The organism is Thalassospira sp. MIT121401, from assembly GCF_047125595.1.
In the GTDB taxonomy this organism is placed as follows: domain Bacteria; phylum Pseudomonadota; class Alphaproteobacteria; order Rhodospirillales; family Thalassospiraceae; genus Thalassospira; species Thalassospira povalilytica.
Genome location: NZ_CP138926.1, coordinates 201,583 through 227,812, shown reverse-complemented (window position 1 = coordinate 227,812; position 26,230 = coordinate 201,583). Strand labels below are relative to the sequence as shown.

The following is a 26,230-nucleotide window of genomic DNA, read 5'->3' as shown; positions in this document are numbered from 1 at the left end:
GAAATACGATTTGATATCAAATCCTTATCAAAGGCAGGGCCAATGTGCCCTGCCTTTGCAGTTCTGTGACAATTTGCCAGTGCCGATCGGGCTAAATCCGGAACAACTTGCTTTGCAGGGCGCAAAATCGCAAGAATAGCCGCCTGAAATTGGCAAGCTGTGTGGAACAGACAGGCGGGGCGGTCACGGCAATGACAAGCGATTACATGCGCATTGATGTTCTGGGGGTGGGCGAGGCCTTTGACCCGAACTTCGCAAATTCATCGGTCGTGGTTACCGCCGCCGATTTCCGTTTGCTGATTGATTGCGGCGCAACGATTGCTGGGCATCTGATGGGCAAGTTTCCCGATCCTGATGCGATTGATGCCATCTATTTTACCCATATGCATCCCGATCACATTTTCGGACTGGTGCCGGTCATGCTGAACTGGCGCGATGATGGTCGTTCGAAACCGCTGCATATCCTGTGCAGTCCGCAATTGCGCACCCATCTTGAAAAACTGATGGAGCTCGGATTTACCGGACTGGGATCGGCCTGGCCCTTTACGATTATCTGGCACTCGATTCTTGATACCGACATGATCGGTCCGTTTGACTGCAAATTCGCCCGTTCCGATCATAGCGTCCAGAACCATGCCATTTTGCTGCGCTACGCCAATAAGGGGTTTGCCTATTCCGGGGATGGCAATGTCACCGCCGATACCGCGGCCCTGTTTACCGGTGCGGATCTTGTGTTTCAGGAAACCTATCTGACCCGCCACGATCCGCAACATGCCGCGCATTGTGATCTGGAAACCGTGCTGCAACTGGCATCGGACATGCCCGGTGCGCGGTTCTGGCTTTATCACATCAAACGCGATGTCCGTGCAGAAATGGCCAAGATCATTCAGGGCAATGAACAGGTCAGGATGGCTGTGCCGGGCGAAGTCATTGAAATTCGCTAGAGCCGTTTTCGTCTAGATTGAAACGGGTTTGCTGGGCGCATTCTTCTGTCCTGCAAGGAAAGGATCGCCGTGCGATGCGGTGCTACGGTCAAGATCCTTGACGCCGCGCGGCAAAAGAATCTGCCGGCCCGCAGGGTTCGGTTTGGCGATGTTTTGCGGCGTTACACCGCTTGAACGATGCCCTGCACCGCGTAAATCCCGCCTTCTCTTTGGGCGTTGGCCCAAACAAAATGATCGGCACCCGGGGGTCCGGGCGCCGATCAAATCGGAAAATGGGAATATATGCGTAGCCGGTCCTGATGGTCCGGGCTTAATGAACCGCGCGCGGTTCCATATCGTGCTGGCGAATGGCCGCATTGGCCACTGCGTGGCTTTCAAAGGATGCGATATGGGTACCATCGGCGGTAAAGACGCCATAGACCAGCTCGTCACTGTCTTCTTCGGCATTGGGAACCTGCCGGACATAGGCAAAGTCGTGAATGCCAAGCATCGCAAAATCAACATTCGACAACAGGCCGGTATCCTGCGCGTCGCGCTGGCTGATTTCGGTATCGTGGTTTGCTGTGCGGTCTGTCATGTTAACCACTCCTTGGTTAGGCCTTGCCGTTATTATCGTCGGCAGTGCTGTCTTCGTCTTCGACATTCATGTCGATGGTACGCGATGGAACAGCTTTCTTTTTGCTTGATCCGATTGCGATTTCGCGCACGACCGGTTCTGGCAAGGGTCTGTTCAAATCAACATGAAGCAGGCCGTTATCCAGATGGGCTCCGACAACCTCGATTCCTTCGGCAAGAACGAAGGACCGCTGGAACTGTCGGGACGCGATACCACGATGGATATAGACACGCTCGCTGTCATCTTCGGAATGTTTGCCGCGAATGATCAGCTGGTTGTCTTCTGTGGTTACGGACAAATCTTCTTCGGCAAATCCGGCGACTGCGACCGTGATGCGCAGCTTGTTTTCACCGATCTGCTCGATGTTATAGGGCGGATAGCCTTCTGCCTTGGTTTTTGACACCTGATCAAGAACGCGTTCGATCTGATCAAACCCCAGAAGCAACGGGCTGTTAAACATAGAAATTCGTGACATTTGCAGCACCTCCTCAGTCAGAGCGAGTGTGATTAATCTTCAGACCCCACGCTTTTGGCGTTTCGGGCATCCATTTTGTTCGACCCGACGAGTTCGGCACCGAACGTATCCATCTATTCGAATAAATGTGATTTTATGCGCGATAGTCAAGACTTGCCTGCTGCATTGCATCCCCTGTCAAGCCCGCCAAAACTTATACACAGGAAGCCCACAGGCTGCTTTGGCAGGAAAGAAAGGAGTCACCGCCTGACCTGTGAAAGATCAGGCATTGCATCAAGCGCATAGTAGGCCACCGACTGATCCTTTCCGCGCAATGCCACTTCGTGCAAAACCGCATTTTCCGGCAAGGGAATCGGGCCATGATCAAACAGGGTCTTTGAAATCACCAGCGGCACACCATGCCCCTTGGTCTGGGCTTCAAGCCGGGCGGTGGTATTGATGGTGTCCCCGATCGCGCTGATATTTTCGCGGCCCGGCGGGCCCATTTCCCCGACAATTGCCTTGCCCATATGGATGCCGATCCCGATGCGCAACTGATGGGGCAATTCCGACGCCAGATGAATGTTCAGCCCCTCGATCCGGCGCAGCATTTCGGCGGCACCTTCAAACGCCTGAAGGATGGTTTGTTCTGTATCCTCGCTTTCATGTCCATAAAGCGCCATCAATCCGTCACCGGTAAATTGCGCGTAATAGCCGCCCGTACTGCGCAGGGCCTCGGTCATTTCGGCAAAAAACTGGTTGAGGATGAACAACACGTCATAGGGCATCTTGCGTTCGCCAAGTTTGGTCGAATCGCGCAGGTCGATAAAGATACAGACAACCTGTCTTTCACTGCCCGAAAGGCCGCCGGGGCGTCGCCCGTCGCGTGCGGTGGCGTTGGGGGGCATCAATGGCGCAACCGCAAGATCGTTTTGCGGACGGATCTGACAGGCCAGCCGCATGCCGCGTGGCGCCTGGATGCTTTTAAGGGCGGCGGCCTCGATCTGGCCGGGTGCTGCCAGCTGATCCAGTCCCGAACCGCAATGCAGCCGACATGTGGTGCATCGCCCATGCCCGCCACAAACCGATGCCATCGGGATGCCCGCATCGCGAAGGGCTTCAAGTGCGGTCGCCCCAGGTGGCACGCGCACCGACCGCCCGTTGGGCAGGCTTAACATCGGTCCGCGCTTGACCCGGTCAATGGTCTGTCTGATCTGGCGCACCCCGAACGGTGCCAGTGCCAGCGCGATGGTCAGGATCGTGCAGGGTATCAGGGCATTTTCATAAAATGTAATGGCCGCCTGATTGACGTCGGCGGCTTCGAGTACGCCAAAAACATATTTGCGCCCGCCTTCTTCGACCCGGCGGATGATTTCGGCACTGGCCGCACCATAACCCGCAAGCGACAGTGTGGGGATCAGAATGGCAAGTGTGCCAAGCGCGTTGCGCCATTTCGGATAGAACGGTTTGACCCGAAGCCAGAAATGAATACCGATACAGCCATGGGTCCAGACTACAATGACCGTGATTGCCTGAAGGATGCCCTGAAACGGAATGAAAACAGCAAGATCAAGCAACACCCGTTCATATGGTGATCCGACATCAAAGCCCAGATCAATCACCCGGGTCGCAATAATGTGACGGAACAGCAAAAACGGAATGCACAGACCAAGGATCATCTGGGCCCATTCCGATTTGCGCAACCGCATTGACCGGCGACTGGTCAGGCGGCCGGTCGCCAGGATGAAATGGGTGATCAGCGACAGCAAAAGCAGGATTTCAAGTGGCGGGAATTGCCAGATCTCGGTCGAGAATTCATCAACCGTTTCCATGAATTCGGGCGATACAATCCCCGCGGCATGATTAAGCAGATGGGTCAGGACATAGGCGAACATTGTCAGCCCTGAATATAATCGCAAATTCTGGATCATTGTGTCCCGCCGGTTGCCCAAACTCTGGTTGCAAATGCTGTGTCGGTCTTTTGGTTTACGGTTTTAACCAAACAACCCTGACAGTATGAAGTCCAATCATAAACAAGTTATGTCTGTAATCCTGCCTGAAATAGTGATCCGGCGCGTCCGCGCCAAAGGCCCGGCAAAACCGCCCAAACAAAACGGGCCGCTGTATCAAACAGCGACCCGTGACTGAAGTTCAGTTGTCTGACCGGTTGGGATGTCAGGCGGCGTTGCGCACCCGTTGGCGGGTCATGAATTTCACAATCGATTTTGCGAAATCAGGACTGCTGATCGGGGTTTCAAGCGATTTCATTGCTGCCTTGTGCACATCTTCGGGAATCAGGTCATGGCGTGATTCCAGCAACGCCTGCTCATAGGGGCGCATGAATTCCGGATGGGGCTGGATCGATGCGGCATTGGCGCCATATTGCAAACCGGCATAGGGGCAGAAATCCGAACTCGCCCATACGGTTGCGCCTTCGGGAATTTCGACCACCTGGTCCTGATGAAACGCATTGATGCGAATGGTGGACGGGCTGTCAGCCAGCCAGTCTGCATTGCTGGCATCGACGTCATATGCATGGACGCCAACGCCCCAGCCCTTGTCGGATTTGACAACCTTGCCGCCAAGCGCTGTCGCCAGGATCTGGTGCCCGAAACAGATGCCAAATACCGGCTGACCGGCACCCACGGCTTCGCGCAGGAAGTCCTGCAGGCGGATCATCCAGGGCGCGTTTTCGTAAACCCCGTGTTTGGATCCCATGACGACCCAGCCATCTGCATCGGCAATGGAATCTGGGAATTCGTCTTCAAGAACGGTCCAGGTTTCAAACTCAAGGCCGGGGTCAACATCGCCAAGGAGTTTTTCCAACATCTTGGGATAACTTTTAAACTCGTCGCGAAGTTCTTCCGGGGCGAACCCGGGTTCAAGAATGCCGATCTTCATGCGGAAACCTTACATAGACTTCAAAGTGGCGCCGGGGCCTGTTCTGCTTAGCTTGAACCACTTTGCCAAACATCGCCAAACACGAACAAAATCGCTTCAGGCTAAACAGAGCAGGCTCTAGGGTCAGTTATGGGATTTTAGCGCCAAAAACAAGTCTGGTGCTGCGAGAATTTAGGTGAATTTTCGCCAGAAATGCGAAACCGCCCGGCAAATTGCACGGGCGGTTGCACGGTCTGCGATCACGCCGCTGCGGGAGGGCCGCGTCATCAGCAGATCATCCCCCGGGGAGCTAACACGGGGATTTATCCATCAAACATCAGCTGTTCAGGCGCAATGCCCGGGCACCGGCCATGCCGGCAAGCATGGTGGCGACAAAGATGATGGTGTCCATTTGTCCAAAGGCCAGCGCGCTAAGGGCCGGACCGGGGCAATAACCCACCAGACCCCAGCCGGTTCCGAACATAAGCCCGCCGACAATCAGTTTGGTCGTGACATTCTTGTTGCTTGGAAGATCCATTCCACCACCACAAACCGCATCTGATCGCGATTTGGCAAACTGGAAAATCGGCACAGCAACCACAAGGCCACCACCCATGACAAAGGCAAGGCTCGGGTCCCAGCCACCATCGGTAATCGCCCAGATATCAAGGAAACCAAGCACCTTTTGCGGGTCGATCATGCCCGAAATATAAAGCCCGGCTCCAAACAGCGTGCCACAGATCAGCGATACGATAATGCGCATCATGCACCCCCGATCAGATGGCGGGTAACCAGCACCGTCACAAACCCGGCCGCCATAAAGGACAGGGTCGCGACCAGCGACCGCAACGAAAACCGCGACAGTCCGCAAATGCCGTGGCCACTGGTGCAGCCGCTGCCGATGGTGGTGCCGACACCCACCAGAAGACCGGCAATCACAATCACCGGAAGCGGGCTTGTGACAACGCTTTGTGCTTCGATCGACGTACCGGTCATCAGAACCAGCGGCCCGGCAATCAGGCCAATGACAAAGGCCAGACGTTCAAATGCCGATGTGCTGCCCTTTGACGATGACAAAAGACCACCGACAATGCCGCTGATCCCGGCGATCCGGCCGTTCAGCAAAAGATACAGCCCCGATGCCAAACCGATAAGTCCGCCACCCAGAAGGGCCGAGACAGGGGTAAAGTTTTCCATCAGACTTCCCGTTATAAAAAGACTTTACATTCAAATATGATAATAAATTGATTTTATCAATCAAAATCGACATTTGTTCGCTGTAAAATAGGATTTTACCGATCCGCGCCCACGCCAGTACGCGTTACCTGACCATTACTCCAAGATTTCAAACAGGTGGGCTGTTTTACGAACCGGTGTCTCTTTGCCCCATCTTGCCGGGACTGATGATGGCCCGATCAGCGGTCAAATTCGGGCCAGTCCGCAGCACGGATTCGCTGCCCGGCGGCCGGAACGGATCATTTGTCCTGATACAAAAATGGTGATCCCGATTAATACATTGAAATTAAATGAATTTATCTATCTTGCCAAAATCGCAATTCCGGAAGATATAGCAGCATCTTTGGTTGTGGTTCCGGCTGTTCCTGCCAACCCGTTTTTCGGATATTCAAAACTTAAATGAGCAAGGATCGTCTGTCGGCCAGTCGGCGACTTGATGTTGCGCTGGCGCTGGTAGCGCAGGGTGATTATGTCGCGGCAATTGATGTTGCGCGTGCGGCCCTTTCTGCCGATCCCGAATGGGACGAGGCCCATTTTACCCTGGGCGATATCTATGAACGGGCCGGTGAAAACGACAATGCCGTCGAAGCATTTCGTCAATATCTGGTTCTTGATCCGTCCGACCGTATGGGGGCCGAAGTGCGCCTGACGCTGCTTGGGGCGGCTGCAATGCGCGACCGGTTGCCACCAGATTACGTGCGCGCGCTCTTTGATGATTATGCGCCGCGTTTTGAAATCAGCCTGCGCGATCGGCTGGCCTATCGCGGGCCGGAACTTCTGTCGGAGGCCGTTCGACCGTTTCTGCCAAGCCTGGATCGTCCGCTTGAAATTCTTGATCTTGGATGTGGTACTGGACTGGTTGGTGAAGTTTTTGCCGGTCAATATGACGCGATTGACGGGATCGACCTGTCGCCGCGCATGATCAACCGCGCCCGGGCCAAGGGCATCTATCGCACGCTGGTGGCGGGCGATATCACCGATATGCCTGACGATCTGGGATCCGGCTACGGGCTTGTGGTTGCCGCGGATGTTCTGAATTATCTTGGCGATCTTGCCCCGGCGCTGCGCGCGGCCCACGCCCGGATGAAACCGGGCGGCTTGATGGTCCTGACCCTCGAACATGGCAATGTCTTTCCGTTCGATCTCGGCCCGGGCCAACGTTTCCGCCACCATCAGCGCGCAATCGCCGAATGGATGGAAGAATGCGGCTTTGAAATCGTCTCCGACGCGCTGGGCACCCTGCGACAGGAAAAAGGAACCCCGGTCGAAGGCCGCATTCTGGTGGCCCGTGCCATCAGCGATTTTGCCTTTGTCACCAGCAATCTGGTAGCACCGGGCGACCCGGATCAGGCATCGGGTCAGACTTTGCATTAAGATCGCTGTGCAAAAACTGACCCGGTCCTGTTGTCACCGGTTCTCATTGTCGTCGGTTCTAGCCCTTCGGCATGTCACCACGGATGATATAGGCCAGTGCGGCAACTACCTGTTCGGGTTCGCGGGCAACGCCGTTGGCGGCACCGTCAACTTCTTTCAATGCGTGGTCATGTTCGGCGGGATGCAGGGTGATATAGGGAATGCCAAGTGCGGCGGCATAGCCGGCATCAAAGGCGGCATTCCACTGCTTGTATTTCTCGCCAAAGCGGATAACCGCAAGATCGGCCCCTGACAGCAGGGTTTTGGTCCGCATGGCGTTAAGTTGCGCGCCCTTGCGGTCATGCCAGAACTTGTTTTCCTCGGCTCCGAAAATGGCAACACCGCAATCATCGGAATCTTCATGCATGGTGATCGGGGCGACCAGTTCGACTGGAAGGCCTGCTTCCTTGACCCCGGCGGCGATGCGTTCGCGCCAGTCGCTATGAATTTCACCCGACAAATAGACGGTCCAGACCTTACTCATGTTTCTATCCCTGTTTGATCATGGTGATGGGTTCAATGGCCCATACGGATTGTTCGATTTTGCATGTTAGTGCAACAAGCTGGTCCACAAACACCAAAACCCGCCGCCTTTGGCAACGGGTTTTGTGGATCAGGATGGTGATCAACGTGGTTGGGCGCGAAGGGGATGCCATCAGCATCCGGATGTGATCACCGTTCTGACAGGGGCGGCCTTAGTGCGGGACCGCCCGGTTATTTTGCCGCGTGGCCATGAACCACGCCATCAGGATTGCCGAACCCATCAGCGCGATGCCGGCAACATCGATCCACAGATTGGCCGGAAAGACCAGAAGGGCGGCGGAAACGCCGAACAATATCCGGTTGGGCATCGAAAGACGCGGACCAATCGGTGCAATGCCCTGAATGGCGATGGCCATCATGATGGCCCCGGTCATGTAAAGCAGACTGCTGTAAACAATGTCCGGCCATTCCCCGATCAAAAGCAGTTCGGGTACATAGGCAAAGCTGAACGGCATGATAACGATGGTTGCCCCGTATTTAAGGGCCGAGAACCCGGTGCGCATGGGCGGGGCCTTGGCGATGGCCGCCCCGGCAAAGGCCGCAACGCAAACCGGTGGCGTGATATTTGACAGGCATGCCGCATAAAACACCGCGAGATGGGCGGCAACCGTCGGAACACCGAGCTGAATAAGGGCCGGCGCAGCCACAACCGACAGGATGATATAGGATCCGGTAGTCGAAGACCCCATACCGATAATGATCGATACCAGGGTCACCAGACAGACCGCGATAAACAGGTTCCCACCCGAAAAATCGATGAGAACTGACGAGAATTTAAGGCCAAGCCCGCCAAGAACAATCCCGCCAATGATGATGCCCAGCGTCCCGATCGCTGCCCCGGCCGAGCTGTTGCTTTGCGCCCCGCCAATAAGGCCCTGGATGATGGCTTTGGGCCCCATGCGGGTTTCGCGGTTCCGCCATGAAAGGGCTGCGGCTGATACCGTTCCCCAAAATGCGCAGAATTCTGCGGAAAATCCGGCAAACAGAAGGCCTATGACAATCACAAGTGGCATAAAGAAATGCCAGCCCTTTGCCATGACATCGCGTACACGCGGCGTTTCTTCACGTGGAATGCCCCGAAGTCCAAGCCGCGCGGCTTCAAGATCGACCATCGATAGCAAAAAGATAAAGAACACCAACGCCGGAATGACATTCATCAGCGCAATGGTCAGGTAGCTGGTCTCGGTCAGGGTCGCGAGGATAAACACACCTGCCCCCATGACCGGCGGCATGAACTGGCCCCCGGTCGAGGCAATGGCTTCGATCGCACCGGCATCATGGGATTTGAACCCGGTGCGCTTCATCAGCGGAATGGTAAAGGACCCGGTCGTCACCACATTGGCAACCGAGGACCCCGAAATCGATCCGAAAAGTGCCGAGGTCATGACGGCAATCTTGGCCGGTCCCCCGCGCCAGCGCCCAGCAACCGCGGTGCCAAGATCCATAAAGAACTTGCCCGCACCGCTGCGTTCGAGAAAGGCACCAAAAATCATGAAGGGAAACACAAAGGTCGCAAAGGTCGCGGTCACCACCCCGAAAATCGCTTCCTGTGTTGAGTAGGTGAATTCAAGAATGCGCTCGATCGACATGCCCGGATGCGACAGACGCCCCGGAAGATACTGCCCGTAAAAAAGCTGAAGCAAAAAGGCGATGGCAATCAGCGAAATCACCGGACCAAGGGCACGGCGGCTGGTTTCAAGCAGGATCACGATCGCCAGCGACCCCATGATCAGATCGGTCTGGTTGGGCGATGAAACCCGGAACATCGCGTAACTGACATACTGGTCAATCCAGTAACCGAATACCGCAACCGTCAGAACCACAAACCCGATATCAAAAAGACTGAACCGGTCGGTCGGGGATTTGCGTGTGGCCGGAAACAGCATGAAAACCAGAACCGAGGTCAGCATCAGATAGATGCCCCGGTTGCTTTGGGTCGAAACAAGACCAAATCCGGATGTGTAAAGATAAAAGCCGGCAAAGCCAGCCGCAACAAGGTTGAAAACCAGCGCCTGAGAACCGTTCAGGGTGCGTTTCGCCCCCTCGACCCGCATAAGCCAGGATGTATCTGTCATTTGGTCCCGCAATCCACTTCAAGACAAAACAGATCTGCCCGGCACAATACCGGGCAGATTTCACGCCAACAGGTTATTCAGCCCATTGGCCGGTTTCGCGGTAATAGACCTCGGCACCCGGATGCATCGGTGCGCCAAGTCCAAGGAAGTTTTTGGTGTCGGGTTTCATCTGCGACCAGGCTTTGTGACCTGCGGCCAGTGCATCCTGTTTTGCATAGGCAGCAGCCAGCATGCGCTTCATGACATCATCATTCACCCGTTCATGGGCCACCCAATACACGGTGGTATAGGGCATATCGGTTGCCGGAACGCCCTTATAGGTCGTGTCTGGCATGGTGCCGGTATGATAGAACGGATATTTGGTGTTGATCTTGCCCAGTTCCTCGTCGCTATAGGGCACGACGACAACATCATTGGTTTCGGCAAGTTCGGTCACGGCCGCCGCCGGGGCCGATGACTGGCAGAATGCGTCGATCTGACCATTGGCAAGCGCACGGCCGGCATCGCCAAATGTCATCATCTGGGGTTCGATTTCTTCAAGCAGACCAAGTGATCCCAGAATGTTCGAGCAGTTAAACACCGTGCCCGAACCGGGGGGACCCAGTGCAACCTTCTTGTCGGCAAGATCGGAAAGCGATTTGATGTCGTTACCTTCAAGGGTCACGAAATAGGTCGGCCCTTCATAGGCCATCGCAACACCGCGCAGCATCGTGCCTTTGTCGTCATTGGCGAACGGGCCGGTTTGCTGAAGCGACATATAGACATGCGATCCGTAAACGATCCCCATATCAAGCTCGCCCTTGATCAGGCGTTTGGCATTTTCCGTCGAACCGCCGGTCGTGACCTGGGTAATGTTGACATCGGGCAAATCCTTGCCAAGTTCGGTGCCAGCAACACCGACCATGTAATACATCACACCACCGGGGTTTGACCCGCCCCAGGCAATGTCGGTCTTGTTCTGTGCAATCGCGGTTGTTGCAATCAAAGTGCCCAAAGTGGTCAGGGCCAATGTATTTGCCAGTCTCTGAAACATATGTTCCTCCCGATTTATAAGAGTTTTGGGCTTATGTTGTTTTTGTCGTAGCCCGGTGCCGGTGCATGAAGCGCCGAACGGGACGGCCGTGGCCGTCCCGAAACTGTTGATCAGCCCCCGATTGCGCGGAAATTGTTGCGCAAGGTGCCAATGCCTTCGATCTCGATGCTGACATTGTCCCCGGGTTTGAGATAACGCGGTGGTTCAAAGCCGATCCCGACCCCTGCCGGGGTGCCGGTGGCAATCACATCGCCGGGCATCAGTGTGACACCGGCAGAAATGGTTGCGATAATGGTCGGGATATCGAAGATCAGAAGCGACGTGTTCGATTCCTGGCGCAATTCGTCATTCACATGACAACGGATTGCGGTGTCGGAAATATCAAGTGAATCCCGGGTCACGGCCCATGGCCCCATCGGACAGAACGTGTCTTGCGATTTGCCAATCAGCCACTGGCTGTATTTGCCCTGCAAGTCACGGGCGGTGACATCATTGACGATGGTGTAACCCCACACATGGTCATAGGCATCCTCGGCCGAAATCGCCCGGCCGCCCTTGCCGATAATCACGGCAAGCTCCGCCTCGTAATCGACAGCCTGGCTTGCCTTGCTATCGATCAGAACATCACTTTCATGTGCGACGACGGTTTCGGGCACTTTTGAAAAGATGATGGGGTTTTTCGGCACGGCCCCGGCTGCGGCACTTGAATCAAAGCCGCTTTTGGAAAATTCGTGCGCATGTTCCATGTAGTTTTTACCAACACAGAAAATGTTGCGTACCGGGCGCGGGACCGGTGCCAGCAAGGTCACATCCGAAAGAGATACAGGCTCTTTGCGGCCGGGCAATGTGTCCTGACCAATCAGGCTAAGCACACCGCGGGCGGCGTCCTGGGCGGGAATGTCGAACGGTACAATGACACCGCGATCTTCAAGAATCTCGCCAACGCCAACTGCACCATTTGTCCTGAACGTTGCAATCTTCAAGCCAAATCTCCAAAATTAATATACCAATTAAGCCAATTTCGTCGATTTTGATATACCAATAATCCAACCAAGTCAACCAATGTGGGGGTAAATGGGCTTTTATAGGGGGTAAATGGCTGAAAACGGGCAAATCGGACTGGACCTGTGGCCTGTGATCTGTTAATTGGATCACAATTGGTTGGGAAGAAGGATTTCTTTATGACGGGCATCAGTGCCGATGACATTGCCAAAGAATTGCGCAAGCGGATCGTGGGCGGGCTGTGGCCCGATGGCGCACGCATTCCGCCGGAACGGGATCTGGCAAAGGAATTCGACGTGGCACGCAATACCGTGCGTCGGGCCTGTGATATCCTGCAACAGGACAATCTTCTGGCGCGGTATGTCGGTCGCGGGACCTATGTAACGGCCCAGGCCAAATCAGGATCGCTTGCCGATATTGCTGCGCGGATGGAAGGCACAAGCCCGGCCGACATGATGGAAATCCGTCTGTTGCTCGAACCCGAAGCCGCTGCTTTTGCCGCAACCAATGCCACCTCGGCCGAGCTTGCCGATATCGAAGCCGCCCATCTCAAGGCATCGTCGGCGATCGATATGCCGACATTCGAACAATGGGATACGGAATTCCACAAGCTGGTCTTTGATTGTTCGCGCAACGAGCTGCTGCGCGAAATCAACAATATCCTGACCTTCCTGCGCAATCAGGGGCCGTGGTTCGAAATGAAAAAACGGTCATTTTCCGACGAGCGTCGCCTGCACTATTGCGATGAACATGCCCGTATCGTCGATGCGCTTAATCAACGCCTTCCTGGCGAGGCCCGCGATGCCATGCATGCCCATCTGATCACGGTTCAAAAGAATATGCTGGGACGTTAGGCCCGCACATATTTCCGTTTCCGGTGCCCCGCCCATGCGGGGCATTTGGTTTTTTGAGGATATTTTTGTGTCCGGGCCCTGTTGCCCGGCGATTTTCAGGGAAAAACACCCTGAAACGACAAAACCCGTCGCCAAAGGCAACGGGTTTTGAATGGTGGAGCCGATCAGGATCGAACTGACGACCTCTACAATGCCATTGTAGCGCTCTCCCAACTGAGCTACGGCCCCACTTTAGTCCGCGTCGCAGATTTGCTGATGCTTTCTCTGCGGCGCGGCGCATATTTAGAAGGTTCGCCAAATGTTGGCAAGACCCTTTTTCAAAAATTCTTAGCGATCGTCGTCGTCTGATTCGACATGCTCATAAACTTCGCCAAGATCATCATCATCTTCGCCAAGGTCAGAAGCATCTTCGAGGATATCGTCATCGATATCCGCATCGACATCATCGTCAAGATCGTTGACGTCATCGATATCTTCGTCTTCTTCCGGTGCCGGTTTGGCAACCGCGGCTTTCTTGACCTTTGTCACGCCATCAGGTGTAGCGCATTTCGGGCAAACAACCGGGGTACGGTTCAGATCATAATACTTGGTACCACAGGCGAGGCAGTGACGTTTCTTACCGCGTGCTGACATTACGGCAAATCCTCTTAATTACCGTTATCATCTAAGAAAAAGACTGTTCGTCGCAAAGTGCTGCGATGCAGCGCAAGGCGTAATGTCTGAAAGGCCCAATTGCCATCTTGTTGGCGGCTTGTCAAAAGGAAATTGATCCTTTTGCGATCTGAGCTGCCAATGATGTGAAACAGGCCCGCAATCGGTACAATCGCCACGTCAAAATTTGGGTTCGATACTGGTGCCTGACAACCGCTTGTGCTAGAGCAGGATGCATCGGCCCACCTGCATCATGAGCGCCCCAAACCCCGGCTGCACCATATGCAGGGTTCCACGCCGTAAAAACAGAAAACCAAATCGTTACGGACAGGTACGCTTCCATGAGTTCTTCGCAGACCAAACGCCCGCTTTCATCGGCCAAAACCGGGCCAATTTCGGGTGATATCCGGGTGCCGGGTGACAAATCGATTTCCCACCGTTCCCTGATGTTTGGCGGTCTGGCGATCGGCACGACCAAGGTCACCGGCCTGCTTGAAGGCGAAGACGTTCTGGCAACCGCGGATGCCATGCGCAAACTCGGCGCAACCGTCACCCGTGATGAGGATGGCACCTGGCATGTAACCGGGGTTGGTGTCGGTGCACTGCGCGAACCCGATAGCGTGATTGACATGGGTAATGCCGGAACCGGCATTCGTCTGATGGCCGGCATCGTTGCCACCCATCCGATCACCACCTTCTTTACCGGTGATGCGTCGCTGTGCAAACGCCCGATGGGCCGTGTTGCCGATCCGCTTTCCAAATTCGGGGCGCAATTCATCACCCGCGATCGGGGTCGCCCGCCAATGGCCGTGATCGGAACGGACGAAGCCAAACCGGTCACCTATACCCTTCCCATGGCATCGGCCCAGGTCAAATCGGCTGTGATGCTGGCGGGTCTCAACACGACCGGGACGACGACCGTGATCGAACCCAAACCGTCGCGCGATCATACCGAACGCATGCTGCGTCATTTCGGGGTCGATGTGGATGTGAAGGTCAATGACGATGGCGGTCGTACCGTCAGCCTGACCGGTCCGGTCGAAATGAAGGCCGCTGACATTGTGGTGCCGACCGATCCGAGCTCGGCTGCCTTCCCGATGGTTGCGGCCCTGATCAATCCGGACTCCCATGTCACCATTCGCGACGTTTGCCTGAACCCGTTGCGCACCGGGCTGATCACCACCCTGATTGAAATGGGCGGCGATATCACGATTACCAATGAACGCGAAGAAGCCGGCGAAACCATCGGTGATCTGGTGGTGACGGGCAAAAACCGCCTGAAAGGCATCGTTGTTCCGGCCGAACGCGCCCCTTCAATGATTGACGAATATCCGGTTCTTGCCGTGGCCGCGGCCTATGCCGAGGGCGAAACACGGATGTGCGATCTTGAAGAATTGCGCGTCAAGGAATCGGATCGTCTGGCTGCGGTCGCCGCCGGACTTGAAGCCAATGGCGTCATTCACCGTATCGAAGGCGATGATCTGATTGTGATCGGTGGTGTTGTTCCGGGCGGTGGCATGGTCGAAACCCATCTTGATCACCGCATTGCCATGTCATTCCTGGTGTTGGGTCTTGGCGCGGAAAAGCCGGTTGCGGTTGATGATGCCAATCCGATTGCCACCAGTTTCCCGAACTTTGAAAAGCTGATGGGCGAAATGGGCGCAAAATTCGCGCTGCATTCCTGATCGATCTGACCCAATATATATAGTCGCGATATAGACAGGGAGCGAAGCATATGATCATCGCCATTGATGGCCCGGCAGCGTCGGGCAAGGGGACGTTGGCGCGTCGAGTCGCAGACGCAATGGACTATGCCTACCTTGATACCGGACTTTTATATCGTGCCACCGGTGCGAAAGTTTTGGCTGCAAATGCCGACCCCGAAGACGAAGCAGCAGCCGTCAAGGCAGCGGAAAATCTTACGGCCAACGATCTGGACGGCGAAGAGCTCCGCAGCGAAGAAGTCGGAACCGCTGCCTCAAAAGTTGCAGCGATTCCAAAGGTTCGCGCCGTTTTGCTTGATTTCCAGCGCAGCCTTGCAACCAAGCCGCCTGGCGGAAAACGCGGTGCTGTTCTTGATGGCCGCGATATTGGAACGGTCGTTTGCCCCGAAGCCCCGATCAAGTTTTATCTGACGGCTTCGGTGGAAGAACGTGCAAACCGTCGGTTCAAACAGTTGCAGGAAAAAAATCCCGCTGCTATATACGAGCGCGTTCTCAAAGAGCTTGAAGAACGGGATGCCCGAGACAGTGCTCGCGATGTCGCACCGCTCACCATGGCAAAAGACGCAATCCATATTGATACGGACCGTCTGAATGCCAATGCAGTGTTCGATGCCGTTATGGCACATATCCACACCCATATGGGCGCGGATGACTGATCAAAGGGCGTTTTAACCGTCAGGCGATGAACGATCCCGAGGTGCCGGTCATATGACCTGTCCCTAAGGTGAACGACTTGTGCGTTCACCTTTTCGTGTATGGAAGGCATGCCTTTCATGGATGTCGGGTTCGCCCAATGACTGACATTTTTGCCGCGATTTTGCGGTTTAAGACCACCGGACACAACCGGTTGGCCAGAATATGATGACGATACTCGAAAGGAAGTCTGGTTTATGACCACCGCTGAAGAAGCACAATTCTCGACCGGCGAAGATTTTGCCGCCCTGTTGGCTGAAACCCTTGGTTCTGAAGACGAAGGTTTTGTCGGCCGCGTAATGACCGGTTCGGTCGTTAAGAAAACTGACGATGACGCAATCGTCGATGTCGGCCTGAAATCCGAAGGCCGCGTTCCGCTTAAAGAATTTGGCGCAGGCGAAGTAAACATTGGCGATACCGTTGATGTTTATGTCGACCGCTATGAAAACAAAGATGGCCTGATCGTTCTGTCGCGCGAAAAAGCGCGCCGCGAAGAAGCCTGGGTTGAGCTGGAAAAACAGTTCTCCGAAGGCAAACGCGTTGACGGCACCATCTTTGGTCGCGTTAAAGGCGGCTTCACCGTTGACCTGTCGGGTGCAGTTGCATTCCTTCCGGGTTCCCAGGTTGATATCCGTCCGGTCCGTGACGTTACCCCGCTGATGAACAACCCGCAGCCGTTCCAGATCCTGAAAATGGATCGTTCGCGCGGTAACATCGTGGTTTCGCGTCGTGCAGTTCTCGAAGAGACCCGTGCAGAACAGCGTGCTGAACTGATCCAGAACCTTCAGGAAGGTCAGGTTCTTGACGGCGTTGTCAAAAACATCACCGATTACGGCGCATTCGTCGATCTCGGCGGCGTTGACGGCCTGCTGCACGTTACCGACATCGCTTGGAAACGTATCAACCATCCGTCCGAAGCTCTGCAGATCGGCCAGACTGTTAAAGTTCAGGTCATCCGCTTCAACAGCGAAACCCAGCGTATCTCGCTTGGCATGAAGCAGCTTGAAGCTGATCCGTGGGAAGGCGTCGAAGCCAAATACCCGGTCGGTTCGAAATTCGAAGGTCGTGTCACCAACATCACCGATTACGGCGCATTCGTCGAACTCGAAGCTGGTGTCGAAGGCCTGGTCCACGTTTCCGAAATGTCCTGGACCAAGAAAAACATCCACCCGGGCAAAATCGTTTCGACCTCGCAGGAAGTCGAAGTCATGGTGCTCGACGTCGATGCCCAGAAACGTCGTATCTCGCTTGGTCTCAAGCAGTGCACCTCGAACCCGTGGGATGCATTCCTTGCAGCTCACCCGGTCGAGTCCGAGATCGAAGGCGAAGTCAAGAACATCACCGAATTCGGTCTGTTCATCGGCCTCATGGGCGGTATCGACGGTATGGCTCACCTTTCGGACCTGTCCTGGGACCGTGCTGGTGAAGAAGTCATCAAAGAATACAAAAAAGGCGACATCGTCAAAGCCAAGGTTCTTGACGTTGACGTTGAAAAAGAACGCATCTCGCTTGGCATCAAACAGCTTGCTGGCGATCCGTTCAAAGAAGCAGTTACCGGTATCAAGCGTGGCGAAACCGTCACCTGCGAGATCACCGAAGTCAATGACGGCGGCATCGAAGTTGCTGTTGGCGACACCGAACTGAAAGGCTTCATCCGTAAAGCTGAACTGGCGCGTGAGCGTTCGGAACAGCGTCCGGAACGCTTCGCAGTTGGTGAAAAAGTCGACGCACGCGTTACCGCAATCGACGCCAAAACCCGTAAAGTTTCCCTCTCGGTCAAAGCTCTTGAAGTTGCTGACGAGAAGAAAGCAATGGCGGATTACGGCTCTGCTGACAGCGGCGCATCGCTCGGCGATATCCTCGGCGAAGCTCTGCGCAAAAAGCAGGAAGGCGGCGAATAAGCCACCCTCCGACGAAATACGGTCTGATCTTTTTCGGACCGAACAGACGGGTCGCACATTGTGCGGCCCGTTTTGTTTTTGGCCTTCGCTCGGATGGCGCATGCCAACCGGCATATGGGTGAGCCGCCCGGTACGATGCGCGCCTCATGATCCGGGGGCGTTTGATGATCTTTCTATCTTGCTGACATGGCTGATCTGGTTGGGGCGGGGGTTGAGAAAACGGGTTGTTCCGGGCGCTCGTATCTGCTGGCAGCCCGGCCGGATTTGGCCTTTGAAATTGTATATCATCCGAGTTTTGACCCCGGATTGGTGCCCGGTGCTGCCCTGTTCGCCATTTTTCGCGAAAATTTTGATTTTAAACGCTTTTTGTCCTTGCCTTCTTGGCCGAGAAAAACCATTTGAAAAGGCAGGTTTTTGGGCGGACAGCCTTCTAAGTATTTGATTGAACAATTAGAACCGGGGCACCGTAAATGGCGCTTGATGCCGACATCCTGCTTGATCGACGTCGCTTGAAGAAATCAGTCTTCCGCTGGCGCGTTGTGGCCGTCATTGCTGTCATTGCCGTGATCATTATCGGTCTGGCCGGAACCGGCGTGCAGAACAGTGTTCTGGGCGGCATCGGTCCGAGAATCGTTGAAATCAATATCGAAGGCGTGATCACCGAAGATCCCTATTTGCTTGATGCGCTGGCCGCCATCGAAGAAGACAGTGACGTTGTCGGTGTGATTGTCCATATCAACAGCCCGGGCGGCACCATGGTCGGGGGCGAAACGCTGTATGAAGCGTTGCGCCGGATCGGGGAAACCCGCCCCATCGTTGCCGAAATGGGCACGGTTGCCGCATCGGGCGGCTATATGACCGCGATTGCTGCTGACCATATCATTGCGCGGCGCGGAACGATTACCGGATCGATCGGGGTTATTTTCCAGTCGATGAATTTCAACGGCACGCTTGAAAAGCTTGGCGTCGAGCCGCTTACCGTCAAAAGCGGACCGCTCAAAGCGGCACCGAATCCGTTCGAACCGGTTGATGATGCTGCAAAAACGGCCATGCAAGGCCTGATTTCCGACATGTTTGACGTGTTTGTCGGAATGGTTGCCGAACGGCGTGATATGCCGGTCGACACGGTGAAAACATTGGCAGATGGTCGCGTCTATACCGGACAGCAAGCACTTGCCAATGGCTTGATTGATGAAATTGGAGGCCGTCGTGAAGCCTTGCGCTGGCTTGAAAACGAAGCTGGTGTCACGCCGGAAGCGGACATCGTGCCGCTTGAAATTGAGTACCCGGAGGACGATTTGATGAGCGCACTCTTTGAAGGAAACCTTGGAAAAGTGCTGTCATCTGAGGGGCTTAAACTTGACGGTTTGCTAGCTGTCTGGCAACCTGAGTGATAGTTACCGAACAAATAATCTAATTCGCGGTTGAGTGAGACTGTCAGCACGAACAGGATGGGGCCTGGAAATGACAAAATCTGAATTGATTGCCCGGCTTGCTGAATTGAATCCGCATCTCTATCAGCGAGACGTCGAACGGATTGTTGCAACGATTTTTGACGAAATCACTGACGCGCTTGCCCGTGGCGACCGGGTCGAACTGCGCGGTTTTGGTGCATTTTCCGTCAAACAGCGTGATGCCCGCGTCGGGCGGAACCCGCGTACCGGTGACGCGGTCCCTGTTGGTGAGAAAAAGGTTCCCTATTTCAAAACCGGCAAGCAGCTCCGTGAACGTCTGAACTGATTTCCGTTTGATGGATGATTGATTGACGATCGGATTGCCGGTCGTCACGCAAAACCGCCACGACACAGCATGCTGTGTCGCTGGTGGCTTGGCTTTTGCCTGCGCTTTGCGCCATACTGTTGCATCAATCCCCGAACGTGACCTGTTGCCTGAATTCGGGGGACGCCTGATCTGTCGGGTGTCTGCCGCCATCCTGTCAGGCACAAGGAGCCCAGAATGCGTATCCTTTACTGGATTATTTCCATACCGCTTGCGGTCCTGATTGCCGTTTTTGCCGTGTCCAACCGTGCGCTTGTGACGCTGTCGCTCTGGCCGTTGCCCTACGAGGTCGACCTGCCGCTGTTCCTGCCGATCATGGTGGCCCTGCTTGTCGGCCTGGGCATCGGATTTGCCTATGAATGGCTGATCCATGGCAAACACCGCCGTGCTGCCCGGCGCATGGACAGTGAACTCAAACGCATCAAAAGTGACGATGCGACCCCCAAGTCCGATCAAAAGGCACTTGGCCACAGCTGATCCCAAGGGCTCCTGACGGAGCCCTTTTTTCTGGTCCGTTTCCGGTGATCGAACCCGATGCATGGGGCCATGCAGTCATCTCGTACTATTTGACATTGGCCTTTCTGGATAAATCGGCTAAGCCATGTCCGGTCCGCGCAGCTGATTGTGGGCCATGACCCAATTGCCAGCAGCGGAGGACATCATGACCCGGACCCTTTCCCCAAAAGACCGCATATTCTGTGCCATCGATACCACGGACCTTGATCATGCAATTGATCTGGCATCGCGGTTGTCGGGCGTGATTGGCGGGGCAAAGCTGGGCAAGGAATTCTTTGCTGCCCACGGTCCGCAGGGTGTCCGCGCGGTCGCCAAGACCGGCATGCCGATCTTCCTTGATGTCAAATATCACGATATCCCCAACACGGTTGCCGGTGCCATTCGTGCGGTGACCCCGATGGGGCTTAAAATCGTCAATGTTCATGCCGCTGGCGGAATCGAGATGATGAAGCGTGCCGGGGATGCCGCACGCGAAGCGGCCGACAAGGCCGGTGTCGAAGTGCCCTGGGTGATCGCTGTAACCATCCTGACCAGCATGGACCAGGCTGACCTTGATGATGTCGGGCTCAAAGGCCCGATCGAGGATCGCGTCGTCAAACTGGCCGAATTGACCAAAAAGGCCGGTCTGGACGGTGTCGTCTGCTCGGCACAGGAAATTACCCCGGTCCGCCGTGCCCTTGGCGATGATTTCAAACTGATCACGCCGGGTATTCGTCCGGCCTGGGCATCAAGTGACGATCAGAAACGCATCGTTACCCCGGCCGATGCCGTTGCCATGGGCAGCGACGTTCTGGTTATCGGTCGTCCGATCACCAAGGCCGAAGACCCGATCGAAGCCGCCAAACGCATCGTGGCCGAGCTTTCCTGATCACAGGACCGACTCCCGCGATCAAGGCCCGGCATTGTCCGGGCCTTTGTTTTTGGGGGACAGCCCATAAAGATCAGCTGTGAATGTCGTGCATGCTGCCATGCGGATTTCGCGATGGTTTTATCGCCCGCTTTATCTCAGAATTGAATCGTTTCAAAAATTGGTGCAATATGGCCATCTCGCAGTTGCACAAAATCCGGATCCGTCGAACCGGCCCGGGTTTATCTGGATATTTCTGACATGACTGATACCGCCACCCGCCCGGGATTTCTCGGGAACTTACCGATTCTTGCCCTGGCCCTTGCGTCTTTTGGCATCGGGACCACCGAATTTGTCATTATGGGATTGCTGCCCGATGTGGCGCTTGATCTTGGTGTCACCATTCCCGATGCCGGGTTGCTTGTGACCGGTTATGCGCTGGGTGTGACTTTCGGGGCGCCGTTCCTTGCGATTGCAACGGCGCGCATGGATCGCAGGCGTGCACTTTTGCTTCTGATTTCGATCTTCATCATCGGCAATTTCCTGTGTGCAGTGGCCCCGGATTACTGGCTTCTTATGGCGGCCCGCGTTGTGACGGCCTTCTGCCATGGGGCCTTCTTTGGTCTGGGGGCCGTGGTTGCTTCAAACCTGGTGGCACCGCATAAAAGGGTACAGGCCATTGCGCTTATGTTTTCGGGGCTGACACTGGCCAATGTTCTTGGTGTGCCGTTTGGTACTGCCCTTGGTCAGGAACTGGGGTGGCGATCGACCTTCTGGGCGGTTGTTGCCATTGGCATTGTTGCCGCCCTTGCACTTTATGTTGCCTTGCCGCGCAAGATCGCCGCATCAACCGGAAGCCTGTGGGCAGAAGCCAAATCCCTTGGCAAGGTCCAGGTCCTGTTTGCCATGCTGATTTCGGTTCTGGCATCGGCCAGCATGTTCAGTGTCTTTACCTATATCACCCCGATGCTTCAGGAAATTACCGGCATCTCCCCGCGTCAGGTGACCTATGTGCTGTTGCTGTTCGGGGTTGGTCTGACAGTGGGCAACTATATCGGCGGCCGACTGGGGGACTGGCGTTTGATGCCGGCCATCATTATCGCCTTTGTCCTGTTGATTGTCATTCTGGCCATGTTCACCGAAACCCTGACCGAAGTCATCCCGGCGGTGATCACGGTGATGCTGTGGGGAGTTGTGGCCTTTGCCCTGGTATCCCCGCTTCAGATGCGTGTGGTCAACGAGGCGTCCGAGGCCCCCAATCTGGCATCGACCCTTAATCAGGGGGCGTTCAATCTTGGCAATGCCGGTGGGGCCTGGTTCGGTGGTCTTGCCATCACCCACGGCGTTTCCTATCAGCATATCCCATGGCTTGGGGCCGGAATTGCGGTGCTGGCGCTGCTGTTTACGGTCTGGAGCCACCTGCTTGATCGCGGCGATGAAGTCTTTGCCCAAAGTGGGGCCAACGCCTGATCACTCGGAAAAATCGTCCTTGCAAAACAAAACCCGTCAGCCTTGCGGTTGACGGGTTTTTGATATCTGTGTGCGGTTTTCTGATCGGACCTAGCCGATCCAGTGGCGGATCTGATCATAGGTCTGGCTGATCACGGGGCCATATTGATCAATGATCAGCTTGATCGAAATCGCGATCGACGTAACCACCAGAAGCGGCCGCACAAGTCGCGCGCCGACCTTCATCACCAGATGCGATCCGATCTGCGCACCAAGCAGTGCACCAACCGCCATCACACCGCCAACAACCCAGACAACCTCGCCCCCGGCAATGAACATCACAAGGGATGCAAAATTCGATGTGAAGTTCAAAACCTTGGTATGCGCGGTTGCCTTGGTCATGTTGAAACCAAGCAGCGCGACAAAGGCGATCGAGAAAAAGGACCCAGTACCCGGGCCAAAGAACCCGTCATAAAACCCGATGCCAAACCCGGCGGTAAAGGCAAAGGTCGCCTTGCTGATCAACTGATGCGCATCGATATCGCCCACGCGCGGCGAAAACAGGAAATAAAGTGCAATCAGGATCAAAAGACCGGGCAGGATCGTCATCAATATGCCGGGATCAAGCATCTGCACCAATACGGTGCCAAGTGCTGATCCGGCAAAGGTCAGAACAATCGCCAGAACCATGTCGCGCGGATTGACGTGACCCTTGCGGATGAAGTTAAGCGATGCGGTAAAGCTGCCAAAGCTTCCCTGCAACTTGTTGGTGGCAAGTGCTTGTGCCGGTGTCACGCCCGCCCAAAGCAGGGCCGGAATGGTAATCAGGCCGCCGCCGCCGGCAATCGCATCAACACAGGCCGCAAGCGCGGCAACGCCAAACAGGATCGCTAAAAGATCAAAACCAAATTCCATCGGGTGGCTTTCGTAAAACAGAAATGTCCGCAAAGGTGGGGCAACGCGGAACCGGAAATCCCGGTGCATCCGGTGGAATGGGTCATCGGGATGCCGACGGGCGCCGCAATCATATGGTTTTGGCGGCCTGCGTCCAGATCGAAGATCGCATGGCCGGCCATCGCCCGCACACAGCATCGAAATTGATCCTTATTTTACGGTCGATTCTGGTCTAGAAAGTGGGTCGCCCTAACTTGCACGAGTTCCAGATATGCCTGAATTGCCAGAGGTCGAAACAGTTACCCGTGGTCTGACACCGGTCATGGAGGGCCGCATTGTCGATCACGTGGTGCAACGTCGCGCCAATCTGCGTTTTGCCTTTCCCGACGGCTTTGTCGATCGCATGGCCGGTCGCAAGATCGATCAGCTGACCCGGCGGGCAAAATACATTCTGGGCTATCTTGATGATGGTCAGGTATTGCTGATCCATCTGGGCATGTCGGGTCGCATGACCATTCATAATGATCCGGCGGTCGCCGTTCCCGAACCGGGCAAGCATGATCATGTTGATTTCGTCATGCAGGATGGCGCTGTTGTGCGCTTTAACGATCCGCGCCGCTTCGGGGTGATCACCCTGATTGCCGCAGACGAAGTCGCCAGCCACAAGATGCTGGCCGGTATCGGTCCCGAACCGCTGGGCAATGCGTTCAATGCCGCGGTACTGGCCGACGGGCTTGCGCGTCGCGGCAGTCCGATCAAGACCGCCTTGCTTGACCAGAAACTGGTGGCCGGTCTTGGCAATATATATGTCTGCGAAGCTTTGTTCCGCTCGGGCATTGCACCGGACCGTCTGGCAAGGGATCTCAAGCCCGGTGAAATTGACCGTCTTTATCGCGAAATCCGTCTGGTGCTGGAAGATGCCATTGCCGCAGGCGGTTCAAGCCTGAAGGATCATCGCCAGACCAATGGCGAACTGGGTTATTTCCAGCATAATTTCCGCGTCTATGGTCGCGAAGGCGAAACCTGTGTGGCGGACGGATGTGACAGCACGATCGGACGAATCGTTCAGGCCGGACGATCGACCTTCTTCTGCCCGACCTGTCAGAAATAAGCCCGCCCCACACGCAGGCATGGCAATGCCCGGCAATGCCCGGAAAAGGACGGAACCGTCATATTCCGTCCTTCGACTTTCGCTGCCTGATCGCTGCATCTGCTATTGGCCGCCCATATCCGGGCCATAAGCAACAAGTCTTAAGCCATAAGCCATAAATCGCGAGCCGGACGGTCTGATCCCTGCCTTCTTTCATGATGCTTTCACGCGGTGCCGGTTGCGGGGCGGGATCAAAATCGGTAAAACAGTATCAAAATATGGTTTCAGACGAATCGGCCCCGCACAAACCGGGCAGATCGCGGATATAAGGATTACAGGCATGTCATATGAAAACATCATCGCCGAGAAAAAGGGCAATGTCGGACTGATCACCCTTAACCGTCCCCAGGCGCTCAATGCGCTGTGCGCTGCCCTGATCACGGATATTGGTGCGGCACTTGATGATTTCGAATCCGATGAAAACATTCGTGCCATCGTTATTACCGGGTCGGAACGCGCCTTTGCGGCCGGTGCCGACATCAAGGAAATGGCCGATTACGATTATATGGATGTCTATAAGAACGACTTCATTACCAAAGGCTGGACCCGTGTTGCCAGTTGCCGCAAGCCGACCATTGCTGCCGTTGCCGGATTCGCGCTGGGGGGTGGCTGTGAACTTGCCATGATGTGCGACATCATGATTGCCGCCGATACCGCCAAGTTCGGTCAGCCCGAAATCACCATCGGCACCATCCCCGGTGCTGGCGGGACGCAGCGCCTGACCCGTGCGATTGGCAAGGCCAAGGCAATGGAAATGTGCCTGACCGGGCGCATGATGGATGCCGAGGAAGCCGAACGTTCCGGTCTGGTGGCGCGAATCGTCCCGGCCGACTCGCTGCTGGAAGAAGCCCTTAAAACGGCGGAAAAGATCGCCTCCTTCTCGGGTCCGGTTTCGATGAAGGTCAAGGAATCGGTCAACAAGGCCTATGAAATGACCCTGACAGAAGGTCTGATGTTTGAGCGTCGCGAATTCCATTCGACCTTCGCGCTCGAAGACCGTGCCGAAGGCATGAAGGCCTTCACAGAAAAGAGAAAAGCCGATTTCAAGCACCGTTGATTGCACGGTGCCCGGGGTAAGTTGACCCCTGATTCCGTCGCTGCATATCTGTGTTGCAGGCCAACAGAGTCCTAAACCGCAGAAATTAGGGCATCGACGCGGCATCGGGGGTTGACGAGGGTTTCGGACAGAGCTATAAGCCGCGCTCCGAATTACGTAACATTTGTTTGAAGAGACAGGTTCGCAATGGCTCACCATAAATCGGCCAAGAAGCGCATTCGCCGCAACGCCGCCCGTGCAGAAGTTAACGGCGCACGTATCGGTCGCATTCGTACCTTCGTTAAGAAGGTCGAAGCTGCGCTGAACGTTGGCGACAAAGATGCTGCTCAGGCTGCGATGAAAATCGCCGAGCCGGAAATGGCGCGCGGCGCGCAGCTCGGCGTTCTGCACAAGAACACCGTTGCTCGCAAGGTTTCGCGTCTGACCGCTCGTATCAAGGCGCTTTAATTTATCCCTTACGGGATGGCGAGTCGAAGGCCGCACCTCTGGTGCGGCCTTTTCGCTGCCCTGATTTCGGAG

General features: G+C 55.4%; 28 protein-coding genes and 1 tRNA gene. 16 read left to right on the top strand and 13 right to left on the bottom strand.

Annotated features, from left to right (window positions below):
- Positions 1-191 precede the first annotated feature (191 nt).
- Positions 192-944, top strand: a complete 753-nt coding sequence (locus tag SIB88_RS01040) for an MBL fold metallo-hydrolase (protein WP_101247041.1) — start codon at positions 192-194, stop codon at positions 942-944.
- Between the two features lie 310 nt (positions 945-1,254).
- On the opposite strand, the gene SIB88_RS01035 is transcribed toward SIB88_RS01040, so the two are convergent.
- From SIB88_RS01035 to SIB88_RS01010, 6 genes are all read right to left on the bottom strand, one after another.
- Positions 1,255-1,521: a DUF1150 family protein gene (locus SIB88_RS01035; RefSeq protein ID WP_101246824.1), complete on the bottom strand. Its 267-nt coding sequence runs from the start codon at positions 1,519-1,521 to the stop codon at positions 1,255-1,257.
- 16 nt (positions 1,522-1,537) lie between these two features.
- On the bottom strand, positions 1,538-2,035 hold the full coding sequence (locus SIB88_RS01030; protein ID WP_101246825.1) for an Hsp20 family protein: 498 nt from the start codon (positions 2,033-2,035) through the stop codon (positions 1,538-1,540).
- Between the two features lie 239 nt (positions 2,036-2,274).
- Positions 2,275-3,909: an adenylate/guanylate cyclase domain-containing protein gene (locus SIB88_RS01025; RefSeq protein WP_228194977.1), complete on the bottom strand. Its 1,635-nt coding sequence runs from the start codon at positions 3,907-3,909 to the stop codon at positions 2,275-2,277.
- A gap of 280 nt (positions 3,910-4,189) precedes the next feature.
- Positions 4,190-4,915 (bottom strand): glutamine amidotransferase-related protein, encoded by a 726-nt coding sequence (locus SIB88_RS01020; protein ID WP_114112213.1) that lies wholly within the window; start codon positions 4,913-4,915, stop codon positions 4,190-4,192.
- A 316-nt stretch (positions 4,916-5,231) separates the two neighbouring features.
- A complete protein-coding gene (locus SIB88_RS01015) occupies positions 5,232-5,660 on the bottom strand; it encodes a DUF6691 family protein (protein WP_412559104.1) in 429 nt (142 codons plus the stop codon).
- Positions 5,657-6,091, bottom strand: a complete 435-nt coding sequence (locus tag SIB88_RS01010; RefSeq protein ID WP_286889722.1) for a YeeE/YedE family protein — start codon at positions 6,089-6,091, stop codon at positions 5,657-5,659. The genes SIB88_RS01015 and SIB88_RS01010 overlap by 4 nt, the downstream gene beginning before the upstream one ends.
- Before the next feature lie 184 nt (positions 6,092-6,275).
- Here SIB88_RS01010 and SIB88_RS01005 point away from each other — a divergent pair, with 184 nt between their 5' ends.
- Both SIB88_RS01005 and SIB88_RS01000 read left to right on the top strand, forming a co-directional pair.
- A complete protein-coding gene (locus tag SIB88_RS01005) occupies positions 6,276-6,533 on the top strand; it encodes a hypothetical protein (protein ID WP_412559103.1) in 258 nt (85 codons plus the stop codon).
- Positions 6,530-7,504, top strand: a complete 975-nt coding sequence (locus SIB88_RS01000) for a methyltransferase domain-containing protein (protein ID WP_412559102.1) — start codon at positions 6,530-6,532, stop codon at positions 7,502-7,504. The genes SIB88_RS01005 and SIB88_RS01000 overlap by 4 nt, the downstream gene beginning before the upstream one ends.
- A 58-nt stretch (positions 7,505-7,562) precedes the next feature.
- Here SIB88_RS01000 and SIB88_RS00995 read toward each other — a convergent pair whose 3' ends face one another.
- From SIB88_RS00995 to SIB88_RS00980, 4 genes are all read right to left on the bottom strand, one after another.
- Positions 7,563-8,027, bottom strand: coding sequence for a YtoQ family protein (locus SIB88_RS00995; protein WP_206926380.1), 465 nt, complete (start codon positions 8,025-8,027; stop codon positions 7,563-7,565).
- A gap of 211 nt (positions 8,028-8,238) precedes the next feature.
- A complete protein-coding gene (locus SIB88_RS00990; RefSeq protein ID WP_412559101.1) occupies positions 8,239-10,161 on the bottom strand; it encodes a TRAP transporter permease in 1,923 nt (640 codons plus the stop codon).
- Between the two features lie 73 nt (positions 10,162-10,234).
- Complete coding sequence (locus SIB88_RS00985) at positions 10,235-11,194, bottom strand: TAXI family TRAP transporter solute-binding subunit (RefSeq protein ID WP_412559100.1); 960 nt, start codon at positions 11,192-11,194, stop codon at positions 10,235-10,237.
- 110 nt (positions 11,195-11,304) lie between these two features.
- Positions 11,305-12,177: a fumarylacetoacetate hydrolase family protein gene (locus SIB88_RS00980; RefSeq protein ID WP_412559099.1), complete on the bottom strand. Its 873-nt coding sequence runs from the start codon at positions 12,175-12,177 to the stop codon at positions 11,305-11,307.
- 198 nt (positions 12,178-12,375) lie between these two features.
- On the opposite strand from SIB88_RS00980, the gene SIB88_RS00975 reads away from it, so the two are divergent.
- Positions 12,376-13,050 (top strand): FadR/GntR family transcriptional regulator, encoded by a 675-nt coding sequence (locus SIB88_RS00975; protein WP_412559098.1) that lies wholly within the window; start codon positions 12,376-12,378, stop codon positions 13,048-13,050.
- Positions 13,051-13,202: 152 nt separating this feature from the next.
- Here SIB88_RS00975 and SIB88_RS00970 read toward each other — a convergent pair.
- Positions 13,203-13,278, bottom strand: a tRNA-Ala gene (locus SIB88_RS00970).
- Positions 13,279-13,377: 99 nt separating this feature from the next.
- Positions 13,378-13,683 carry an FYDLN acid domain-containing protein gene (locus tag SIB88_RS00965; protein WP_101246836.1) on the bottom strand — a complete coding sequence of 102 codons (306 nt, stop codon included), beginning with the start codon at positions 13,681-13,683 and terminating at the stop codon, positions 13,378-13,380.
- A 359-nt stretch (positions 13,684-14,042) separates the two neighbouring features.
- Between SIB88_RS00965 and aroA the strand changes: the two genes are divergently transcribed.
- The 9 genes from aroA (at position 14,043) to SIB88_RS00920 (ending at position 22,631) form a co-directional block, all read left to right on the top strand.
- A complete protein-coding gene (aroA, locus tag SIB88_RS00960) occupies positions 14,043-15,386 on the top strand; it encodes a 3-phosphoshikimate 1-carboxyvinyltransferase (RefSeq protein WP_412559097.1) in 1,344 nt (447 codons plus the stop codon).
- A gap of 50 nt (positions 15,387-15,436) precedes the next feature.
- The gene (cmk, locus tag SIB88_RS00955) at positions 15,437-16,081 is read left to right on the top strand and encodes a (d)CMP kinase (protein WP_101246838.1); all 645 of its coding nucleotides are present in this window, start codon (positions 15,437-15,439) and stop codon (positions 16,079-16,081) included.
- A 234-nt stretch (positions 16,082-16,315) separates the two neighbouring features.
- Complete coding sequence (rpsA, locus tag SIB88_RS00950) at positions 16,316-18,019, top strand: 30S ribosomal protein S1 (protein ID WP_101246839.1); 1,704 nt, start codon at positions 16,316-16,318, stop codon at positions 18,017-18,019.
- A 186-nt stretch (positions 18,020-18,205) separates the two neighbouring features.
- Positions 18,206-18,421, top strand: a complete 216-nt coding sequence (locus tag SIB88_RS00945; RefSeq protein ID WP_412559096.1) for a hypothetical protein — start codon at positions 18,206-18,208, stop codon at positions 18,419-18,421.
- A 68-nt stretch (positions 18,422-18,489) separates the two neighbouring features.
- Positions 18,490-19,413 carry a signal peptide peptidase SppA gene (gene sppA, locus SIB88_RS00940; RefSeq protein WP_101246841.1) on the top strand — a complete coding sequence of 308 codons (924 nt, stop codon included), beginning with the start codon at positions 18,490-18,492 and terminating at the stop codon, positions 19,411-19,413.
- Positions 19,414-19,483: 70 nt separating this feature from the next.
- Positions 19,484-19,759 carry an integration host factor subunit beta gene (gene ihfB, locus SIB88_RS00935; protein ID WP_101246842.1) on the top strand — a complete coding sequence of 92 codons (276 nt, stop codon included), beginning with the start codon at positions 19,484-19,486 and terminating at the stop codon, positions 19,757-19,759.
- A gap of 216 nt (positions 19,760-19,975) precedes the next feature.
- Entirely contained in the window at positions 19,976-20,275 is a 300-nt protein-coding gene (locus tag SIB88_RS00930; protein WP_412559095.1) for a lipopolysaccharide assembly LapA domain-containing protein, read from the top strand.
- Positions 20,276-20,459: 184 nt separating this feature from the next.
- On the top strand, positions 20,460-21,182 hold the full coding sequence (gene pyrF, locus SIB88_RS00925; RefSeq protein WP_206926375.1) for an orotidine-5'-phosphate decarboxylase: 723 nt from the start codon (positions 20,460-20,462) through the stop codon (positions 21,180-21,182).
- 240 nt (positions 21,183-21,422) lie between these two features.
- Positions 21,423-22,631 (top strand): MFS transporter, encoded by a 1,209-nt coding sequence (locus tag SIB88_RS00920; RefSeq protein WP_114112228.1) that lies wholly within the window; start codon positions 21,423-21,425, stop codon positions 22,629-22,631.
- A gap of 90 nt (positions 22,632-22,721) precedes the next feature.
- On the opposite strand, the gene SIB88_RS00915 is transcribed toward SIB88_RS00920, so the two are convergent.
- Positions 22,722-23,525 (bottom strand): TSUP family transporter, encoded by an 804-nt coding sequence (locus SIB88_RS00915; RefSeq protein ID WP_101246846.1) that lies wholly within the window; start codon positions 23,523-23,525, stop codon positions 22,722-22,724.
- A 250-nt stretch (positions 23,526-23,775) separates the two neighbouring features.
- Here SIB88_RS00915 and mutM point away from each other — a divergent pair, with 250 nt between their 5' ends.
- From mutM to rpsT, 3 genes are all read left to right on the top strand, one after another.
- Positions 23,776-24,615: a bifunctional DNA-formamidopyrimidine glycosylase/DNA-(apurinic or apyrimidinic site) lyase gene (gene mutM, locus SIB88_RS00910; RefSeq protein ID WP_412559094.1), complete on the top strand. Its 840-nt coding sequence runs from the start codon at positions 23,776-23,778 to the stop codon at positions 24,613-24,615.
- Between the two features lie 319 nt (positions 24,616-24,934).
- Entirely contained in the window at positions 24,935-25,711 is a 777-nt protein-coding gene (locus SIB88_RS00905) for an enoyl-CoA hydratase (protein ID WP_101246849.1), read from the top strand.
- A gap of 186 nt (positions 25,712-25,897) precedes the next feature.
- Positions 25,898-26,158, top strand: coding sequence for a 30S ribosomal protein S20 (rpsT, locus tag SIB88_RS00900; RefSeq protein ID WP_101246850.1), 261 nt, complete (start codon positions 25,898-25,900; stop codon positions 26,156-26,158).
- Positions 26,159-26,230: the final 72 nt, after the last annotated feature.

Excerpts from the sequence above, each read along its gene's own strand:
- SIB88_RS01040 (WP_101247041.1), top strand. The coding sequence starts at position 192 with ATGACAAGCGATTACATGCGCATTGATGTTCTGGGGGTGGGCGAGGCC.
- SIB88_RS01035 (WP_101246824.1), bottom strand. The coding sequence starts at position 1,521 with ATGACAGACCGCACAGCAAACCACGATACCGAAATCAGCCAGCGCGAC.
- SIB88_RS01030 (WP_101246825.1), bottom strand. The coding sequence starts at position 2,035 with ATGTCACGAATTTCTATGTTTAACAGCCCGTTGCTTCTGGGGTTTGAT.
- SIB88_RS01025 (WP_228194977.1), bottom strand. The coding sequence starts at position 3,909 with ATGTTCGCCTATGTCCTGACCCATCTGCTTAATCATGCCGCGGGGATT.
- SIB88_RS01020 (WP_114112213.1), bottom strand. The coding sequence starts at position 4,915 with ATGAAGATCGGCATTCTTGAACCCGGGTTCGCCCCGGAAGAACTTCGC.
- SIB88_RS01015 (WP_412559104.1), bottom strand. The coding sequence starts at position 5,660 with ATGATGCGCATTATCGTATCGCTGATCTGTGGCACGCTGTTTGGAGCC.
- SIB88_RS01010 (WP_286889722.1), bottom strand. The coding sequence starts at position 6,091 with ATGGAAAACTTTACCCCTGTCTCGGCCCTTCTGGGTGGCGGACTTATC.
- SIB88_RS01000 (WP_412559102.1), top strand. The coding sequence starts at position 6,530 with ATGAGCAAGGATCGTCTGTCGGCCAGTCGGCGACTTGATGTTGCGCTG.
- SIB88_RS00995 (WP_206926380.1), bottom strand. The coding sequence starts at position 8,027 with ATGAGTAAGGTCTGGACCGTCTATTTGTCGGGTGAAATTCATAGCGAC.
- SIB88_RS00990 (WP_412559101.1), bottom strand. The coding sequence starts at position 10,161 with ATGACAGATACATCCTGGCTTATGCGGGTCGAGGGGGCGAAACGCACC.
- SIB88_RS00985 (WP_412559100.1), bottom strand. The coding sequence starts at position 11,194 with ATGTTTCAGAGACTGGCAAATACATTGGCCCTGACCACTTTGGGCACT.
- SIB88_RS00975 (WP_412559098.1), top strand. The coding sequence starts at position 12,376 with ATGACGGGCATCAGTGCCGATGACATTGCCAAAGAATTGCGCAAGCGG.
- SIB88_RS00965 (WP_101246836.1), bottom strand. The coding sequence starts at position 13,683 with ATGTCAGCACGCGGTAAGAAACGTCACTGCCTCGCCTGTGGTACCAAG.
- aroA (WP_412559097.1), top strand. The coding sequence starts at position 14,043 with ATGAGTTCTTCGCAGACCAAACGCCCGCTTTCATCGGCCAAAACCGGG.
- cmk (WP_101246838.1), top strand. The coding sequence starts at position 15,437 with ATGATCATCGCCATTGATGGCCCGGCAGCGTCGGGCAAGGGGACGTTG.
- rpsA (WP_101246839.1), top strand. The coding sequence starts at position 16,316 with ATGACCACCGCTGAAGAAGCACAATTCTCGACCGGCGAAGATTTTGCC.
- SIB88_RS00945 (WP_412559096.1), top strand. The coding sequence starts at position 18,206 with ATGGCTGATCTGGTTGGGGCGGGGGTTGAGAAAACGGGTTGTTCCGGG.
- sppA (WP_101246841.1), top strand. The coding sequence starts at position 18,490 with ATGGCGCTTGATGCCGACATCCTGCTTGATCGACGTCGCTTGAAGAAA.
- ihfB (WP_101246842.1), top strand. The coding sequence starts at position 19,484 with ATGACAAAATCTGAATTGATTGCCCGGCTTGCTGAATTGAATCCGCAT.
- SIB88_RS00930 (WP_412559095.1), top strand. The coding sequence starts at position 19,976 with ATGCGTATCCTTTACTGGATTATTTCCATACCGCTTGCGGTCCTGATT.
- pyrF (WP_206926375.1), top strand. The coding sequence starts at position 20,460 with ATGACCCGGACCCTTTCCCCAAAAGACCGCATATTCTGTGCCATCGAT.
- SIB88_RS00920 (WP_114112228.1), top strand. The coding sequence starts at position 21,423 with ATGACTGATACCGCCACCCGCCCGGGATTTCTCGGGAACTTACCGATT.
- SIB88_RS00915 (WP_101246846.1), bottom strand. The coding sequence starts at position 23,525 with ATGGAATTTGGTTTTGATCTTTTAGCGATCCTGTTTGGCGTTGCCGCG.
- mutM (WP_412559094.1), top strand. The coding sequence starts at position 23,776 with ATGCCTGAATTGCCAGAGGTCGAAACAGTTACCCGTGGTCTGACACCG.
- SIB88_RS00905 (WP_101246849.1), top strand. The coding sequence starts at position 24,935 with ATGTCATATGAAAACATCATCGCCGAGAAAAAGGGCAATGTCGGACTG.
- rpsT (WP_101246850.1), top strand. The coding sequence starts at position 25,898 with ATGGCTCACCATAAATCGGCCAAGAAGCGCATTCGCCGCAACGCCGCC.